At 70.0% G+C, this 14,210-nt stretch carries 13 protein-coding genes; 7 read left to right on the top strand and 6 right to left on the bottom strand.

Features of this window, described 5'->3' with window-relative positions:
- The 4 genes from alaS to DQW50_RS03305 form a co-directional block, all read right to left on the bottom strand.
- Window positions 1–2,778 (bottom strand): alanine--tRNA ligase, encoded by a 2,778-nt coding sequence (gene alaS, locus DQW50_RS03320; RefSeq protein WP_112077882.1) that lies wholly within the window; start codon window positions 2,776–2,778, stop codon window positions 1–3.
- Window positions 2,779–2,870: 92 nt separating this feature from the next.
- Window positions 2,871–5,498 carry a cation-translocating P-type ATPase gene (locus DQW50_RS03315; protein WP_112077881.1) on the bottom strand — a complete coding sequence of 876 codons (2,628 nt, stop codon included), beginning with the start codon at window positions 5,496–5,498 and terminating at the stop codon, window positions 2,871–2,873.
- Between the two features lies 1 nt (window position 5,499).
- Window positions 5,500–6,366, bottom strand: a complete 867-nt coding sequence (locus DQW50_RS03310; RefSeq protein ID WP_112077925.1) for a sulfite exporter TauE/SafE family protein — start codon at window positions 6,364–6,366, stop codon at window positions 5,500–5,502.
- Between the two features lie 105 nt (window positions 6,367–6,471).
- Window positions 6,472–6,885: a plastocyanin/azurin family copper-binding protein gene (locus DQW50_RS03305; RefSeq protein ID WP_112077880.1), complete on the bottom strand. Its 414-nt coding sequence runs from the start codon at window positions 6,883–6,885 to the stop codon at window positions 6,472–6,474.
- Window positions 6,886–7,096: 211 nt separating this feature from the next.
- Between DQW50_RS03305 and DQW50_RS03300 the strand changes: the two genes are divergently transcribed.
- On the top strand, window positions 7,097–7,894 hold the full coding sequence (locus DQW50_RS03300) for a bacteriorhodopsin (protein WP_112077924.1): 798 nt from the start codon (window positions 7,097–7,099) through the stop codon (window positions 7,892–7,894).
- An 81-nt stretch (window positions 7,895–7,975) separates the two neighbouring features.
- Here the strand turns inward: DQW50_RS03300 and infB are convergent, their stop codons facing one another.
- A complete protein-coding gene (gene infB / locus DQW50_RS03295) occupies window positions 7,976–9,769 on the bottom strand; it encodes a translation initiation factor IF-2 (protein WP_112077879.1) in 1,794 nt (597 codons plus the stop codon).
- Between the two features lie 126 nt (window positions 9,770–9,895).
- Here infB and DQW50_RS03290 point away from each other — a divergent pair, with 126 nt between their 5' ends.
- Window positions 9,896–10,141: a PRC-barrel domain-containing protein gene (locus DQW50_RS03290; protein WP_112077878.1), complete on the top strand. Its 246-nt coding sequence runs from the start codon at window positions 9,896–9,898 to the stop codon at window positions 10,139–10,141.
- Window positions 10,141–10,599 (top strand): NOB1 family endonuclease, encoded by a 459-nt coding sequence (locus DQW50_RS03285; protein WP_112077877.1) that lies wholly within the window; start codon window positions 10,141–10,143, stop codon window positions 10,597–10,599. Before DQW50_RS03290 ends, DQW50_RS03285 begins: the two co-directional genes overlap by 1 nt.
- 34 nt (window positions 10,600–10,633) lie before the next feature.
- Here DQW50_RS03285 and uppS read toward each other — a convergent pair whose 3' ends face one another.
- A complete protein-coding gene (gene uppS, locus DQW50_RS03280; protein ID WP_112077876.1) occupies window positions 10,634–11,623 on the bottom strand; it encodes a polyprenyl diphosphate synthase in 990 nt (329 codons plus the stop codon).
- Between the two features lie 138 nt (window positions 11,624–11,761).
- Between uppS and lwrS the strand changes: the two genes are divergently transcribed.
- From lwrS to DQW50_RS03260, 4 genes are all read left to right on the top strand, one after another.
- On the top strand, window positions 11,762–12,127 hold the full coding sequence (lwrS, locus tag DQW50_RS03275; protein ID WP_112077923.1) for an LWR-salt protein: 366 nt from the start codon (window positions 11,762–11,764) through the stop codon (window positions 12,125–12,127).
- A 211-nt stretch (window positions 12,128–12,338) separates the two neighbouring features.
- Entirely contained in the window at window positions 12,339–12,989 is a 651-nt protein-coding gene (locus DQW50_RS03270) for an HAD family hydrolase (RefSeq protein WP_112077875.1), read from the top strand.
- A gap of 322 nt (window positions 12,990–13,311) precedes the next feature.
- On the top strand, window positions 13,312–13,605 hold the full coding sequence (locus tag DQW50_RS03265) for a PadR family transcriptional regulator (RefSeq protein WP_112077922.1): 294 nt from the start codon (window positions 13,312–13,314) through the stop codon (window positions 13,603–13,605).
- Between the two features lie 25 nt (window positions 13,606–13,630).
- Window positions 13,631–14,125, top strand: coding sequence for a CopG family ribbon-helix-helix protein (locus DQW50_RS03260; RefSeq protein ID WP_112077874.1), 495 nt, complete (start codon window positions 13,631–13,633; stop codon window positions 14,123–14,125).
- Window positions 14,126–14,210 lie beyond the last annotated feature (85 nt).

Here is a 14,210-nt window from a genome sequence, read left to right as displayed (position 1 = left end):
CTACGCCTCTTGGAGCGTCCGCAGTACGTCCGGCGCGGCCGCCAGCGCGTCGTCCAGGGCGTCGACGTCGGGGCCGCCGCCCTGCGCGAAGTCCGGCGGGCCGCCCCCGCCGCCGCCGACCCTGCCGGCGAGCTCCGCGACGACCCGGCCGGCGTCCACGTCGACCCCGTCGGGGACGCCGACGACGAAGCTCGCGGAGCCGCCGGCGCCGCTGCCGACCACCGCGAGTTTCCCGTCGTCGACGTGGGCGTTCGCCGTCGCGCGTAGCTCGTCGGTGTCGCCGTCGAGCCGCTGGATCACGGCGGTGACGCCGCCGACGTCGACCTCCTCGGCGTCGGCGCCGCCAGACGCGCGCACAGCCGCCAGGTCCTCCTTGAGCGCCTCGATCTCCTTGCCGCGGGCCTTCCACTCCTCGAAGAACCGCTCCGCGGTCTCGGGCACGTCGAGCGGGTCGACGTCGAGGGCGGCCGCGGCGTCGTACAGCGCGTCCTCCGTGCGCTGGGTCGCCTCGATGGCCGCCCCGCCGGCAGCGAAGACGATCCGCTCGACGCCGTCCTGTACCGGCTCGGTCTTGAGCACCTTGACCGCGCCGACGTCGCCGGTGCGGTCGACGTGGGTGCCCGCACACGCCTGGACGTCGGCGTCGCCGACGTGGATCAGCCGGACGTTCGTCCCCGGCGGCACGCCGCCCTGGTAGAGGTCGAAGCCGTGTTTCGCCTCCGCCTCGTTCCGGTCGGGCCACTCCTGTCTCACCGGGACGTTCTCGCGGACGAGCCCGTTCGCGACGCGCTCGATCTCACGGACCTCCTCGCGGTCGATCCGCTCGTAGTGGCGCACGTCGAGCCGCGAGGAGTCGAGCCCCTTCTGTGCGCCCGCCTGTCGGACGTGATCGCCGAGCACCTCGCGGGCCGCGTGCCCGATCAGGTGCGTCGCGGTGTGGTGTACGCGCAGGCGCTCGCGGCGGTCGCCGTCGACCTGGCCGCGGACGAACTCTCCTTTCCCGGGGTCGGCGTCGACGCGGTGGAGGACGATGCCGTCGACCTCCTGGACGTCGGTGACCTCCGCGGTGGCCTCGCCGCCGACGAGCTGGCCGCGGTCGGCCGGCTGGCCGCCGCCCTCCGGGTAGAACATCGTCTGGTCCAACACCACGTCGTACCCCTCCTCGGCCTCGAACACGTCGAGGACGACCGCCTCGAACTCCGTCCGACCCTGGTCGTCGTAGAAGAGCTTCTCCGTCCCGGGCAGGTCGCGGAACCGCTCGTCACGGTCGACGTCGGTCGAATCGTCGTCGAGCTCCTCGTGGCGGTCGGCGACGAGCGCGTAGAAGTCGTCCGGTACGTCGACGGTCGCGCCGCGTTCCTCGGCTATCTCCGCGACCATGTCCGGCTGGATCCCGTGGGAGTCGTACAGCTCGAGCAGCTCCGCGGTCGGGATCGGATCGCCGGTGCCGGCGTACTCGTCGGCGAGCTGTTCGACCTTCCGCGAGCCGCGCTCCAGGGTCTTCCGGTACTTGCGCTCCTCCGTGCGGACGATCTCGCGGATCGTGTCGCGGTTCTCGTACCCCAGGCGGTCGGCCTGCATGTCCACGAGCTCGTCGAGGGGGGCGTCGACGCCGACCTCGTCGACGAGCCGCTTCGTCCGCCGGAGCACCATCCGCGCGAGGTAGCCCGTCCCAACGTTCGAGGGGACGATCCCGTCGCCGAACATGTACGCGAGCGTCCGCGAGTGGTCGGCGATGGCGTAGATCGACTCGAGCGGCTCGACCAGCGCGCGCAGGCGGTCGACGCCGACGTCGAGCCGCTCGGCGATCTCCCCGCGGGCGTCCTCCACGTCGTCGACGTCGTCGATGTCGAGCCGGCCGGAGAGCGTGGCCGCACGGGCGACGAGCGCCTCCTCCTCGGCCGTGTACTCGATCTCGGCGTTCTCCTTCAGGAACTCGATAGCGTCGGGATAGATCGCCTCGTAGACGGTGGGGGTCCCCTGGCTCATCCACGTCCACCGCTCCAGGCCGTAGCCCGTGTCGACGATGTACGTGTCCATGAACGAGTAGGTGTTCCCGTCCTTCATCTCGTAGTCGCCGTCGGGGTCCCGCTCCATACACATGAAGACGAGCGTGGCGAGCTCCGCGCCCTTGTAGATGACCTCGATGGCGGGCCCGGCGTTGCCCCCGCCGACCCACGGGTCCTCGATGTAGGTGACCTCCGTGAGGTCTGCGCCGAGCTCCTCGAAGAGCCCGTCGCAGTACTCGACGGTCTCGTCCTTCCAGTACACCTCCCCATCGTAGGCGTACTCCTCCTCGGCGTCCTCGCGGACGTTGAACGCGTGGTGGGCCATCATCTCGAACGCCATCGTGTGCCGGCCCGTCTTCCCCACGTTGTCGATGTCCTGCATCCGGATACACGGCTGGGAGATCGTCAGCGGGTTCGCCGGCGGCGGCGTCCGCCCGGAGGTGACGAGCGGCTGGAAGTCGTAGATCGACGCCTGCGTCAGGAGGACGTCGTCGCGCCACCGGTTGGCCGCCACCGGGTACGGGTCGATCCGCTCGTGGCCGTGGTCCTCGAAGTACGAGAGGAACACCTCGCGCATCTCCGAGAGGGTGTACGCCTCGTCGAACCCGGGGTCGTCAATGAAGCTGTAGTCCTCACACGGCGGTTCGCCGCACAGTTCGCGGTCGGGATCGCGCGTCCAGAAGTGCGCTCCACAGGAGGGGCACTCCTTCCGTTCGAACCCCTCCTCCTCGAAGTAGTCGAGGCGGTACTCCGCTTCGAGATCGCTCATTACCATGTCCTGACCCGTGTTCGTCCAAAAGGGTTCCGGGGTGCGGGCAACGCCGGAAGCGCGGTCGAACCGGGGCGGAGCCGGGTCGACGCCTACTCGCGCAAGAGCGGTCGCGAGGAGTTCGTCACCACGAGCAGGCTCGAGAGGCCCATCGCCACCGCGGCGAAGAGCGGGTTCAAGAGCCCGGTCACCGCGAGCGGGATGGCGACGGCGTTGTACAGGAACGCCCAGCCGACGTTCCCCTTCACGCGCCGCCCCGCGGCCCGCGAGAGCTCGAAGACCGTCTCGATGGAGGCGAGGTCGTCGTCGACGACGGCCACGTCGGCGGCGTCGGCCGCCATGGCGGTGCCGCCGCCGAGCGCGATACCCAGGTCCGCGGCCGCGAGCGCCGGCGCGTCGTTGGTGCCGTCGCCGACCATCACCGTCCGCCCGCGTCGCTTCAGCCGCTCGACGGTCTCAGCTTTCCCCTCTGGCGGGACCCCGGCGAACACTTCCGCGACCGCGTCGTGCTCGCGGAAGACGCTCGCCGCGCGCGCGTCGTCGCCGGTGAGGACGACCACCTCGACGCCGGAGTCGGCGAGCGCCTCCACCGTCCCCTCCCACCCCTCGCGGAGCTCGTCGCCGACGACGACGAACCCCACTGCCGCGCCGTCGCGGCCGATCGCGACCGGCACGCGCCCCACGTCGCGGGCTGTCGCGACCGCCTCGCGGATCGCGTCCGGCACCGTCCACCCCCGCTCGTCGAACAGGTCCGGATGGCCGACGACGACCTCGACGCCGTCGACGACGCCGGAGACGCCACGCGCGTGGCTCTCGAAGGCGTCGACGGTCGGCTCCCGTACTGCGTCGTCGGTGGTGTCGGTGGTGTCGGTGGTGTCGGTGGTGTCGGTGGTGTCGGCGTCCGCGCCGACGTCGGCTTCGTCGCCGGCGGGGGCCCCGGCCGACCCGTCCCCCGTCGCTGTCCCGCCGTCGGCGACGACGTCCCCGGGGGAGCTGGCGCCGTCCGCCCGCGCTGTCGCGATCGCCCGACCGACCGGGTGCGCCGAGCGCGACTCCAGCGCCGAGGCGAGCGCGAGCAGGTCGTCGTCGACGTCGCGGTCGAGGAGCCGCATCTCGCCGGTCGTCAGCGTCCCGGTCTTGTCGAAGACGACGGTGTCGGCCCCGCGGATGCGTTCGAAGACGGTGTCGTCGAAGACGACGATGGAGCGTTCGAGCGCGTCCCGGAGCCCGGCGGCGACCGCGAGCGGCGTCGCGAGCCCGAGCGCACACGGACACGAGACGATGAGCACCGTGAGGCCGACGAGCAGGGCGGTCGCGACGCCGTTGCCGAGCGCGAGGTTGACCCCAGCGGCGACGACCGCGATCGCGAGCACGACGGGGACGAACACGGTCGCCAAGCGGTCGGCGAGCTTCTGGACGCCGTGGTTGCCGCTCTGGAGGTCCCAGACGAGCTCCGCGACGCGGTCGAGACTGGAGCTGGCGTCGTCGCCGACCGCGACCGTCAGCGAGCCGTCGGCGACGACGGAGCCGCCCACGACGGGGTCGCCCGGCCCCTTCCGGACCGGCATCGACTCGCCGGTGACGACCGACTCGTCGACGGCGGCGTCGCCGTCGACCGCCTCGCCGTCGACCGGAACCCGCTCGCCCGCGCGGACGAGCACGCGGTCGCCCGGCTCCAGCGCGTCGATCGCGACCTCGGTCGGCTCCGCGTCGCCAGCGTCGCCCTCCCCGCCGACCCGCCGGGCGGTGTCGACCTGGACCGCGGTGAGGTCGGAGAGCAGCTCGGTCGCCCGCCGTTTGACCGACGACTCGTAGTGGTTGCCGACGGTGACGATCACGATTATCGCGACGGTCACGTCGTAGTAGATCGAGGGGTCCGGCAGGAGCGCGACAGCCAGCGTGCTGTAGAGGTACGCGCTGACGGCGGCGAGCGCGACGAGCAGGTCCATGTTCGGCGAGCGCGTCCGCGCGCTCACGTACGCCCCCCGGAGGATCGGCTTGCCGGTGACGAGGAGGACGATCGTCGTCAACACGCCGAGCACGATGAAGAAGTACGTCCCCGACGTCGAGGACATCGCTGTATTGAGGTACTCCAGTGTCCGCTCGTCGTAGAACGGGAACGCGAAGTACGTCGGGTAGATCAACACGATGTACTGGAGCATTACGGCCATCCCGACGAGGACGCCGATCGCGAGTCTCGCGGTCGCCATGTTGTCCGCCTGTCGGCGCGAGAAGGCGTCGTCGCGGGAGTACGCGCTGTAGCCGAGCCCGCTCACCGCGTCCGCGAGGTCGTCCGACGAGACGCTCGCGGGGTCGTGGTCGACCCGCACGGTGTCGGTGACGTAGCTGGCGCTCGCGGCGCTGACGCCCTCGGTGCGGGTCGCGACCGTCTCGATGAACGCCTCGCAGGTCGCACAGTGCATCCCGTCGACCTCGAGGAACGTCGCCTCGTGATCGGCGGGGACCTCGGCGGTATCGTCGTCGTCGCCCTCCCCGTCCGCCCCACCCTTGCGGTCCCGACGCGCTGTGACCTCGTCCGCGTCCACGTCGACGTCGCCGAGCGCCTCGTACACGTCCCGACAGCCGACACAACAGAAGCGGTTGTCGTCGCCGTCGACGACGTCGACTCCCTCCGTCGGGAGGTCACACAGCGTACAGCCGGAGTCGGACCCGGCGGAGCGGGAGTCGGACCCGGCGGAGCGATCGGCGCGTCCGGCCATCTCAGCCACCCCCGTGGCCGCTCATTCCTGCCATCCCGGCGTCGAGCGGGTTCCAGAACGGAAGCCGTGGGTGCGGGACGTGGACGCCGATCGCCATCAGCCCGTGTGCGAACAGGACGTACCCGAGCGCGAGGAACGCGACCCCGAGCAACCGGTGGACCCGCCGTCTGTGGACCGCGTCGACGCTCCCGATCAGGGTGCCGTACAGGAACACCGCGGGCATCGTCCCGACGCCGAGGGCGGCCAGCGCGATCCCCCCCGACAGCGCCGACCCGCTGGCGAACGCGTACAGGTACGCGGGATAGAGGATCGGACAGGGTAACAGCCCGTGGACCGCGCCGAGCGCGACGATCCCCGGCCCGTTCGCGAGCCGGTCCACGTGGCCGGTCAGCCAGCCCGTGACCCGCTGGAGCCCCGGCAGGTGGACGCCGCCCGTCGCACCGCCGAGGACGTACCGGACCCCGACCGCCATCACGACGAGGCCGACGCCGAGCCCGACGACGCCGCGGACCGTTCCCGCCGCACCCGTGACCGTCGCGGTCGTCACGAGCACCGCCCCGCCGAGCGCGCCGAGCGCCGTACCGATCAGCGCGTAACTCGCCGTCCGGCCGAGGTTGAACAGCGCGTGCTGGCGAACCTCGTAGGTGGTGAGGTGGCCGCCGCGGGCGTCGCGGTCGGTACGGGCCGCCCGCCCGTCGGCCGCGCCCGACCCGTGTGTCCCGCCGTCCGTCCGTCCCGCGTCGGGGTCCATCCGGGCTGCGTACGTCGTGACGAGCGGCCCACACATCCCGATACAGTGGGCCCCGCCGAGCAGGCCGATGGCGAGGAACAACAGGACGTCGACGCCGAGCAGGGTGGATGGGTCCATCGCGTGGTTCACCGCGAGTTGGGGACGCGTGCGCTAATGGGTTTCGTCGGTTCCGGGCGGGAAGGAACCAGCGAACCCCCGTGCGGGTGGTCGGTGACCGGCATCTCACTCCTCGACGATCACGGCCCCGACCATCCCGCCCGTCTCGTGAGGGAGACAGACGTAGTCGTATCGGCCGGGGACCGAGAACGTGTGTGAGAAGCGGTCGCCGTTCTCGAGGCGGCCGCCGAAGTCGGACCACGCCTCGCGGGCGGCGGCCTCGTTCCCGAACCCGCCGGAGGCGAAGTACTCGGCCTCCTCGGGGATCGCGTCCTCGTAGGCGGTGACGGTGTGGCCGCGGACGCTCGTGTTCTCCCAGGTCACGGCGTCGCCGACTTCGACGGTCACCTCCGCCGGACGGAACTCGGTCGCGGTCATGCCCACGTCGTACTGGTCGGCGAGACAGCCGGCGAGCGAGAGCGAGGCTCCGGCCGCGATGCCTGCCACGCCGGCCCGCTCGAGGAACCGTCTCCGGTACATGTCGGTTCTCGGGGTTTCGGCCGTTTGAATACAGCGGTTGGTCCCGAAGATCGGGAGATACTCGCGTCGGCCCGTCTTCCGTGACTTCGGCGTACGATACCACACTGGTTGGGTATCGCCCTTATCTGACTCCCCCCCGAAACACTGGTGTTGCATGATTGAAACAGCCGTAGCCGACCTAGCGATCGCGTCACAGGGTGTCCCGATGGAACTGACCCAGGCGGAGGTGTATCGGGAGATACAGGCGGACCAACTGTTGAACCTCTCGTTCTGGGCGAACATTGCGCTCGCCGGGCTGTCGATCCTGCTTTTCGTCTACATGGGTCGAAACGTCGAGGACCCGCGCTCACAGCTCATCTTCGTCGCGACGCTCATGGTCCCGCTCGTCTCGATCTCGAGCTACACGGGGCTGGCGTCGGGGCTCACGATAAGCTTCCTCGAGATGCCGCCGGGACACGTGTTCGCCGGCGAGGAAGTGCTCACGATGTGGGGCCGGTACCTCACGTGGGCGCTGTCGACGCCGATGATCCTGCTCGCGCTCGGCCTGCTCGCGGGGTCGAACGTGACCAAGCTTTTCACGGCCATCGTGGCCGACATCGGGATGTGTGTCACCGGGCTCGCGGCCGCGCTCACCACGTCCTCCTACGCGCTCCGCTGGTTCTGGTACGCGATCAGCTGCGCGTTCTTCGCCGTGGTGCTGTACATCCTGCTCGTCGAGTGGTCCAAAGACGCCGAGACGGCCGGAACCTCCGAGATATTCGACACGCTGAAGGTGCTGACGGTGGTGCTGTGGCTCGGCTACCCGATCTTCTGGGCGCTCGGGGCCGAGGGGTTCGCGGTGCTCGACGTCGCGATCACCTCGTGGGCATACAGCATCCTCGACATCGGCGCGAAGTACCTCTTCGCGTTCCTGCTGCTTCGGTGGGTCGTTAGCAACGAGACGATCGTCGCAGGCATGGCCGCCGGACTCGGCGCGGCGACTCCCGGCGCCGCGGCCGACGACGACTGAGGACGACGCGGCTCGCGAACGGCTCGTCCGGGCGGGCTGCGGGGGGATCGACCCCGCGAATTTCTTACCCGACCCCGCGAGTTACTTCCCCCAGAACGGGTCCCGTTTCCGCCTGGTGTCGAGGTAGCCGGCGAGCGCTTCGCGCTCGTCAGCGGTGATCTCTTCTTTCAGCTCCTGTTCGAGGATCTTCGCGTGCTTCTCGGGGAGTTCCGTCCAGAGGGTGTCGCCCTCCTTGATGTCACGACCGACGGTGGGGCCGTCGATCGCAATGCTGACGCGCTCGCCGGCGCGGGCCTCGTCGACGTCGTCGCCCTGTTTCTGGATCCCCGAGAGCCCCCCGACGCGCTCGAACTCGTTGCCCTCGAAGTAGCCGACGTTGCGGTTGTTCTGGAGCGTCCCGGAGATGACCTCGACGCCGACGACCGCGGGGTCGTTCTGTCTGAAGGTGTGGTCGGGGAGGAGCCGGAACCGGGCGGGCCGGACCACCTTGTCGAGCACCGTCTCCTGTTGGGCGCGCTGGCGCTCCTCGACGTACGTCTCGTAGTCCTCGATCAGCTGGTAGATCACGTCGTTCGTGAACAGCTTGACGTCGGCGCTCTCGAGCTCCCGCTCGGCGTTCGCGAGGAGGTCGACGTTGAACCCCAGGATCGCCTTGTGTTCGTGCTGGTTGGCGGTCTCGGCCACCGCGATGTCGCGCGGCGCGATGTCGCCGACCTCCGCGCGCAGGATCGGCACCTCCGCCTCCCGGAGCGCGTTCGCCATCGCCTCCAGCGAGCCGAGCGTGTCGGCTTTGATCACGACGCCGTCCTCGGCAGTGTCGACCTCGATCTCGGCGAGCTCGGCTTTCACCTCCTCGACCACGTCCTCGACCGGGCGGTCGCGGACCACCCGGACCGGCGCGCCCGCCATCGCGTCGTCGAGGTCGGGGGCGGCGATCTTCACCCCGGCGGCCGCGCCGACCTCCGCGACCTTCTGGAACTTCTTCTCGGTGCGGATCTCCTCGAGCGGCCGCGGCTGTAACAGCGCCCGCACCTCGGTGACGATCGGCTCCGCCTGCCCGCCGACGACGATCGTGTCGCCGTTCCTCACCACGCCGTCGTACACCACGGTGTCGATCGTGGCGCCGAAGCCGCGCTCGTCTTTGACCTCGAGGACGGTCCCCTCGCCGGGGCCGAACACGTCGATCGCCATCTCCTCTTTCATGAACCGCTGGGAGAGACCCATCAGCACCGCGAGCAGGTCGGGGATCCCCTCGGCGGTGAGCGCCGAGACCGGGACGACCCCGATGTTCTTCTGGAAGTCCTGAACCCGCCAGTAGAGGTCCGCGGAGAAGCCGGCGTCGGAGAGCTGACCGATGATCTCGTAGAGGTTCTCGTTGAGCATCGACTCCGCGCGCTCCGACTGTGCCTCGAGGCTCTTCTGGATGGGATCGCCCTCCTGGGGGTTCCACCCCGGCGTCGTGTCCACCTTGTTGGCGGCGACGACGAACGGGGTTCCCGTGCGGCGGAGGATGTCTATCGCCTCCTCGGTCTGCGGCTGAAAGCCGTCGTTGACGTCGACGACGAGCACCGCGATGTCGGCGAGCGCGCCCCCGCGGGCGCGTAGCGTCGAGAAGGAGTGGTGGCCCGGCGTGTCGATGAAGAGCAGTCCGGGCAGGTCGAAGTCGTCCGGGTTCACGAGCTCGCCCGCCATCGTCGAGATAGTCGAGAGCGGGATGTCGGTGGCGCCGATGTGCTGGGTGATCGCGCCGGCCTCGCCCTCGCTCACCGCGGAGCCGCGGATCTTGTCGAGGAGGCTCGTCTTCCCGTGGTCGACGTGGCCGAGCACGGCGACGATCGGCGTCCGAAGGGTGTCCGTTTGTGTGTCGTCAGTCATGAGAATCGCCCCGAGAAGGTCGTTGTGTTCCGTTCGGCTCGGCCGTCAGTTAAGTGTTTCAGGACGCGTCCGTCAGCCGTCCGACGGCCCGTGGCGTTTAATACCGTCGACCGGAAGGGTGGGAACATGGCGAACATCCTGGCGGAGAACCTCTCGGGGAAGGCGGTAATGGGGTCGGACGGGACCGAACTCGGCGACCTGTACAACATCACGATGGACCTGAAGTCGGGACAGCTCCACCACCTGCTCGTGAGCCCGCACGAACAGCTCAATCCCGAACGCGTCGCGTTCGACGTCGACGAGACGGGACGGCTCCGAGTGCCGGTCGGGAACGTCCGGGCGGTGAAAGACTACATCGTCGTCGGCCGCTGATGAGAGTTCTCGATACGTCCGCGTTCATCCACGAGTACACCACCGACGACCCCGTGGTCTCGGTGCCCGAAGTCCACGACGAGCTGGAGGGCGAGACCGCGCTCCGGTTCGACGCGATGGAGGGATCGGGGATGACGATCCACGTTCCGGCTCCGGAGGCGGTGACGAACGTCGAGCGCGCGGCCCGCGGCTCGGGCGACGCAGCGGAGCTGTCAGGGACGGACGTTCGGCTGATCGCGACCGCGCTCGAACTCGACGCCACCCTCGTCACCGACGACTACGCGATGCAGAACGTCGCCGAGCGGCTCGATCTGGGCGTCGAGCCCATCGCCCGCGACGGCATCTCGGAGGAACGCGAGTGGCGCTTCCAGTGTATCGGCTGTAGCCGGACCTTCGAGGAGAACCGCGAGCGCTGTCCGGTCTGCGGCAGCGACCTCACGCGAAAGAACCCGGCATAGCGGGGTTCGTACGTTTCGTCGTCGCTTAACCCGGCTAGCCGGCCGGCTCCGACTCGCCGTCCGCCCCGTCGACGGCGGTACCCGTGGCCGTCGGAGCCGGTTCCGAGACGGCCCCGCCCTCCGGGAGCTCCTCGGCGACGGCGTCGAGGTCGCTCCGCGGGAGCCGCCCGCGGAGCCGCCGTGCGACCCGCCTGGCTTCGGCCAGTTCCACCTCGGCGACCGCCCGGACCAGCGCCGCCGCGCGCTCGGCGCGGGCCCGCCGCCAGGACGCCTCCCGTGCCTGGTACGTCCGGATCGCGCGCATGAAGTCGACCTCGGAGAACTCCGGCCAGTAGGGCGTACAGAAGTAGACGGCGGCCTCGTTCCCGTTGGCGTGCCACGGCAGGAAGTTGGAGGTGCGCTCGTCGCCGCCGGTTCGGACGATGAGGTCCACGTCGCGGATCGGGCGGTCGTAGAGCCGACGTTCGACCGTCTCGACGTCGACGTCGTCGGGTTCGAGGTCGCCCTCGGCGACCTCGCGGGCGACGCTGTGGGCCGCGTCGAGCAGTTCCGTCCGGCCGCCGTACGCGAGCGCGACGTTGAGCGTGAACCGGTCGTTCTCGGCGGTCCGCTCTTCCGCGTAGTCGACCGCCTCGCGCACCCTCAGCGGCAGCCGGTCGACGTCGCCGATGGCCCGGACCTGGACCCCCTGGTCGTGGACGCGATCGGCGTCGGCGAACTCCAGCAGCTTGGCCTCGAGGAGGTCGAAGAGGGGTTCGAGCTCCTCGTCCGGGCGCTCGAAGTTCTCCGTCGAGAAGGCGTACAGCGTCAGCTCCGAGACGCCCAGGTCCGCACACCAGTCGAGGACCCGCTCGGTCGTGTCCGCGCCCGCGCGGTGGCCGTCGGGCGCGTCGCCGCCGCGCTCTCGGGCGTACCGGCGGTTCCCGTCCTGGATGACGGCCACGTGTGTCGGCACCGTCTCCACCCGCCGGTGGAGGTACCGCAGGTACGCGCGTTCGAGGGGTGAGCGGAGCCGGTCCAGCATGGGCGGGACAACGCCATGTGGTCGTATGTAGCTTGTCGTTCGTCCTCGTTGACAGGGGACGGTCCTGGCCCGCCTCGACGCCGTTCGATCCCCACGTCCGTCGAAACGGTTATCCGGCACTCGGTGGACGTCACGGGCGTGAACGCTGACTACGTCTTCCGTGTCGGGTTTCGCCTCGATCCGACCGGAGCGCGAGCCGACCCCGACCGCTTCGAGACGACGGTGGAGGTCCCCGCCGTCGAACCGGGCGAGGAGGGGTGGCTGTTCTTCCGCGATCGGCTCTGGCGCGGGGAGGTCGGCGACGAGCCGTCGGTACGCGCGTTCCTCGGTGAGCGGCTGGGCGTCGACGTGGAGAGCGTCTCCTTCCGCGAATTCCGGACCGACCGGGCGTCCCTCGACGCGCTCGAGGCAGCGATCGCCGCGGACCTCTCCCGGTTCAACGCCGACGACGTCGACGAGGTCCTCCACAAGTACCTCGGCTCGTCGATCCACGTCCGGGGGTGAGCGTCCTCGCTCCCGAGCCCGCACAGCGGGGGCCGTCGTCCGGATTCCACGCGGGGCCGTCGTCCGGAACCCACACGCGGGACGGTCGTCCGGAACCCACACGCGGGACGGTCGTCGCCCGGAACCCACACGCGGGACAGTCGTCGTCCGGAACCTGTACGCCCGCTCCCGCCCAAACGCACTTATCCACCCGGAGCCTACGCACGCCCCCATGGTCCTCGCCGAGTACGACTTCCACCTCTTCGACCTCGACGGGACGCTCGTCGACGCCGAGTGGGCGTACACCCGCGGGGTGTTCGACCGCGTCGGCGACCGCCTCGGCCGCGGGTTCTCGGACCGCGAGGCGTACGTCCTCTGGCACGGGCTCGGCGGCTCGCGCGCCGGGACCCTCCGCGGGATGGGCGTCGACCCCGACCGCTTCTGGCCCGCGTTCCACGACGTGGAGGACCCGATCGCCCGCGCGGAGGCGACGTACCTCCACGACGACGCCGCCCGCCTGCTCGATCGGCTCGACGCCGCGGGCCGGCCGGTCGGGCTCGTCACCCACTGCCAGCGGTTCCTCGCCGAGCCCGTCCTGGACCGGCTCGACCTGGCGTCCCGGTTCGACGCGGTCGTCTGCTGTACCGACGAGACGGGCTGGAAGCCCGACCCCGGCCCCCTCGAGGTCGCGATGGACGCGATCGGCGTCGACCCCCGCGACCGGGGGTACTACGCCGGCGACGGCGAGAGCGACGTGAGCTCAGCCTGGAACGCCGGGCTCGACGCGGTCCACGTCGAGCGCGTCGGTCACGCCGACCGGGGACGGTGCGTCCTCGGCGACCGCCGCGTGGAGACCTTCGACGAGTTGCTCGCGGCGACGTGACCGGTGGGAACGACATACGAGACCGGTGGAAGCGACATGGCGTTGTCGGCGCGCGCGAAACGAGCAGCGAAGCTGCGAGTCGCGCGCGAGGGAGTCGGTCGCCGGAGGCGACCGACGAGGCTGGGGAGGCGTGAGGTGCGGTGCGGAGCAGTACGGTGCGGGAAACCGCGCCCGTGATTTCCGGAGCGTTCCCCGGCTTTCCCGGACGTTGCCGTGGCGTGTCCGTCGCGCTGACGACACGGTGACGTCGGGGCACGTCGACACACGATTTCCCGCGAGCGTCGACCGAAACCGTCGTGAGGCCGCGACCGGAACGCGGCGTATGACGAAGTGGTTCCACAGCGGGCGGCGGCGCGACTGCTGTGTGTTGGTGTACGCCGCCGGCGAGCTGAGGGCGCAGTCGCTCAAGAGCCGGCTCGAGACCCACTACGACGAGCGGATCGACCCCCAGAGCTTCTACGCGACCCTCTCCGCGCTGGTCGAGGCCGGCTACCTCACCCGCCGACCCGAGGGGCTCGCCGACGTGTACGCGCTCACCGACGCGGGCGAGAGCGCCCTGCTCGACCACTACGAGTGGTTCTCCGACCACGTCGACGGGGGTAACCTAAAACGTTAACAACATCGAGGGAGTGAGTTATTACATGACCGTCGTCAGCGTGTCGATGCCCGAAGAACTACTCGACCGGCTCGACGAGTTCGCGGACGAACACGGCTACACCGGCCGGAGCGAGGTGGTCCGGGAGGCCTCTCGAAACCTCCTCGACGAGTTCGAGGACGCCCGCCTGGAGGACCGTCGCTTGATGGCCGTCGTGACCGTGCTCTTCGACTACGAGACCACGAGCGTCGAGGAACGGATGATGCGGCTCCGCCACGAACACGAGGGACTCGTCGCCTCCAACTTCCACAACCACGTCGGCTCGCGCTACTGTATGGAACTCTTCGTCCTCGAGGGAAGCCTCGCCGACATCTCGACGTTCGTCGGGAAGGTCCGCGCCACGAAGGACACACTCACCGTCGACTACAGCGTGACCCCCGTCGACGACTTCGGTGCCGAGGACCCGGAGGCCGTGGAAGCCGCGAGCGCCGGGAGTCACGGTCACGGACACAGCCACGGCGACGACCACGACGACGCGTAGCGACGCAGATACGACCGCGAGGCCGCCAGCTCTCGCAACGACTGCGAGACCGCCGCCCGCAGCTACGACTGCGAGACCGCCGCCC

The sequence above is a fragment of the Halorubrum sp. 48-1-W genome (genome assembly GCF_003287355.1).
Lineage (GTDB): Archaea > Halobacteriota > Halobacteria > Halobacteriales > Haloferacaceae > Halorubrum.
Note: the sequence above shows the minus strand (reverse complement) of the source record. Positions and strands in the feature narration are given on the sequence as shown.

Excerpts from the sequence above, each read along its gene's own strand:
- alaS (WP_112077882.1), bottom strand. The coding sequence starts at position 2,778 with ATGAGCGATCTCGAAGCGGAGTACCGCCTCGACTACTTCGAGGAGGAG.
- DQW50_RS03315 (WP_112077881.1), bottom strand. The coding sequence starts at position 5,498 with ATGGCCGGACGCGCCGATCGCTCCGCCGGGTCCGACTCCCGCTCCGCC.
- DQW50_RS03310 (WP_112077925.1), bottom strand. The coding sequence starts at position 6,366 with ATGGACCCATCCACCCTGCTCGGCGTCGACGTCCTGTTGTTCCTCGCC.
- DQW50_RS03305 (WP_112077880.1), bottom strand. The coding sequence starts at position 6,885 with ATGTACCGGAGACGGTTCCTCGAGCGGGCCGGCGTGGCAGGCATCGCG.
- infB (WP_112077879.1), bottom strand. The coding sequence starts at position 9,769 with ATGACTGACGACACACAAACGGACACCCTTCGGACGCCGATCGTCGCC.
- DQW50_RS03290 (WP_112077878.1), top strand. The coding sequence starts at position 9,896 with ATGGCGAACATCCTGGCGGAGAACCTCTCGGGGAAGGCGGTAATGGGG.
- DQW50_RS03285 (WP_112077877.1), top strand. The coding sequence starts at position 10,141 with ATGAGAGTTCTCGATACGTCCGCGTTCATCCACGAGTACACCACCGAC.
- uppS (WP_112077876.1), bottom strand. The coding sequence starts at position 11,623 with ATGCTGGACCGGCTCCGCTCACCCCTCGAACGCGCGTACCTGCGGTAC.
- DQW50_RS03270 (WP_112077875.1), top strand. The coding sequence starts at position 12,339 with ATGGTCCTCGCCGAGTACGACTTCCACCTCTTCGACCTCGACGGGACG.
- DQW50_RS03265 (WP_112077922.1), top strand. The coding sequence starts at position 13,312 with ATGACGAAGTGGTTCCACAGCGGGCGGCGGCGCGACTGCTGTGTGTTG.
- DQW50_RS03260 (WP_112077874.1), top strand. The coding sequence starts at position 13,631 with ATGACCGTCGTCAGCGTGTCGATGCCCGAAGAACTACTCGACCGGCTC.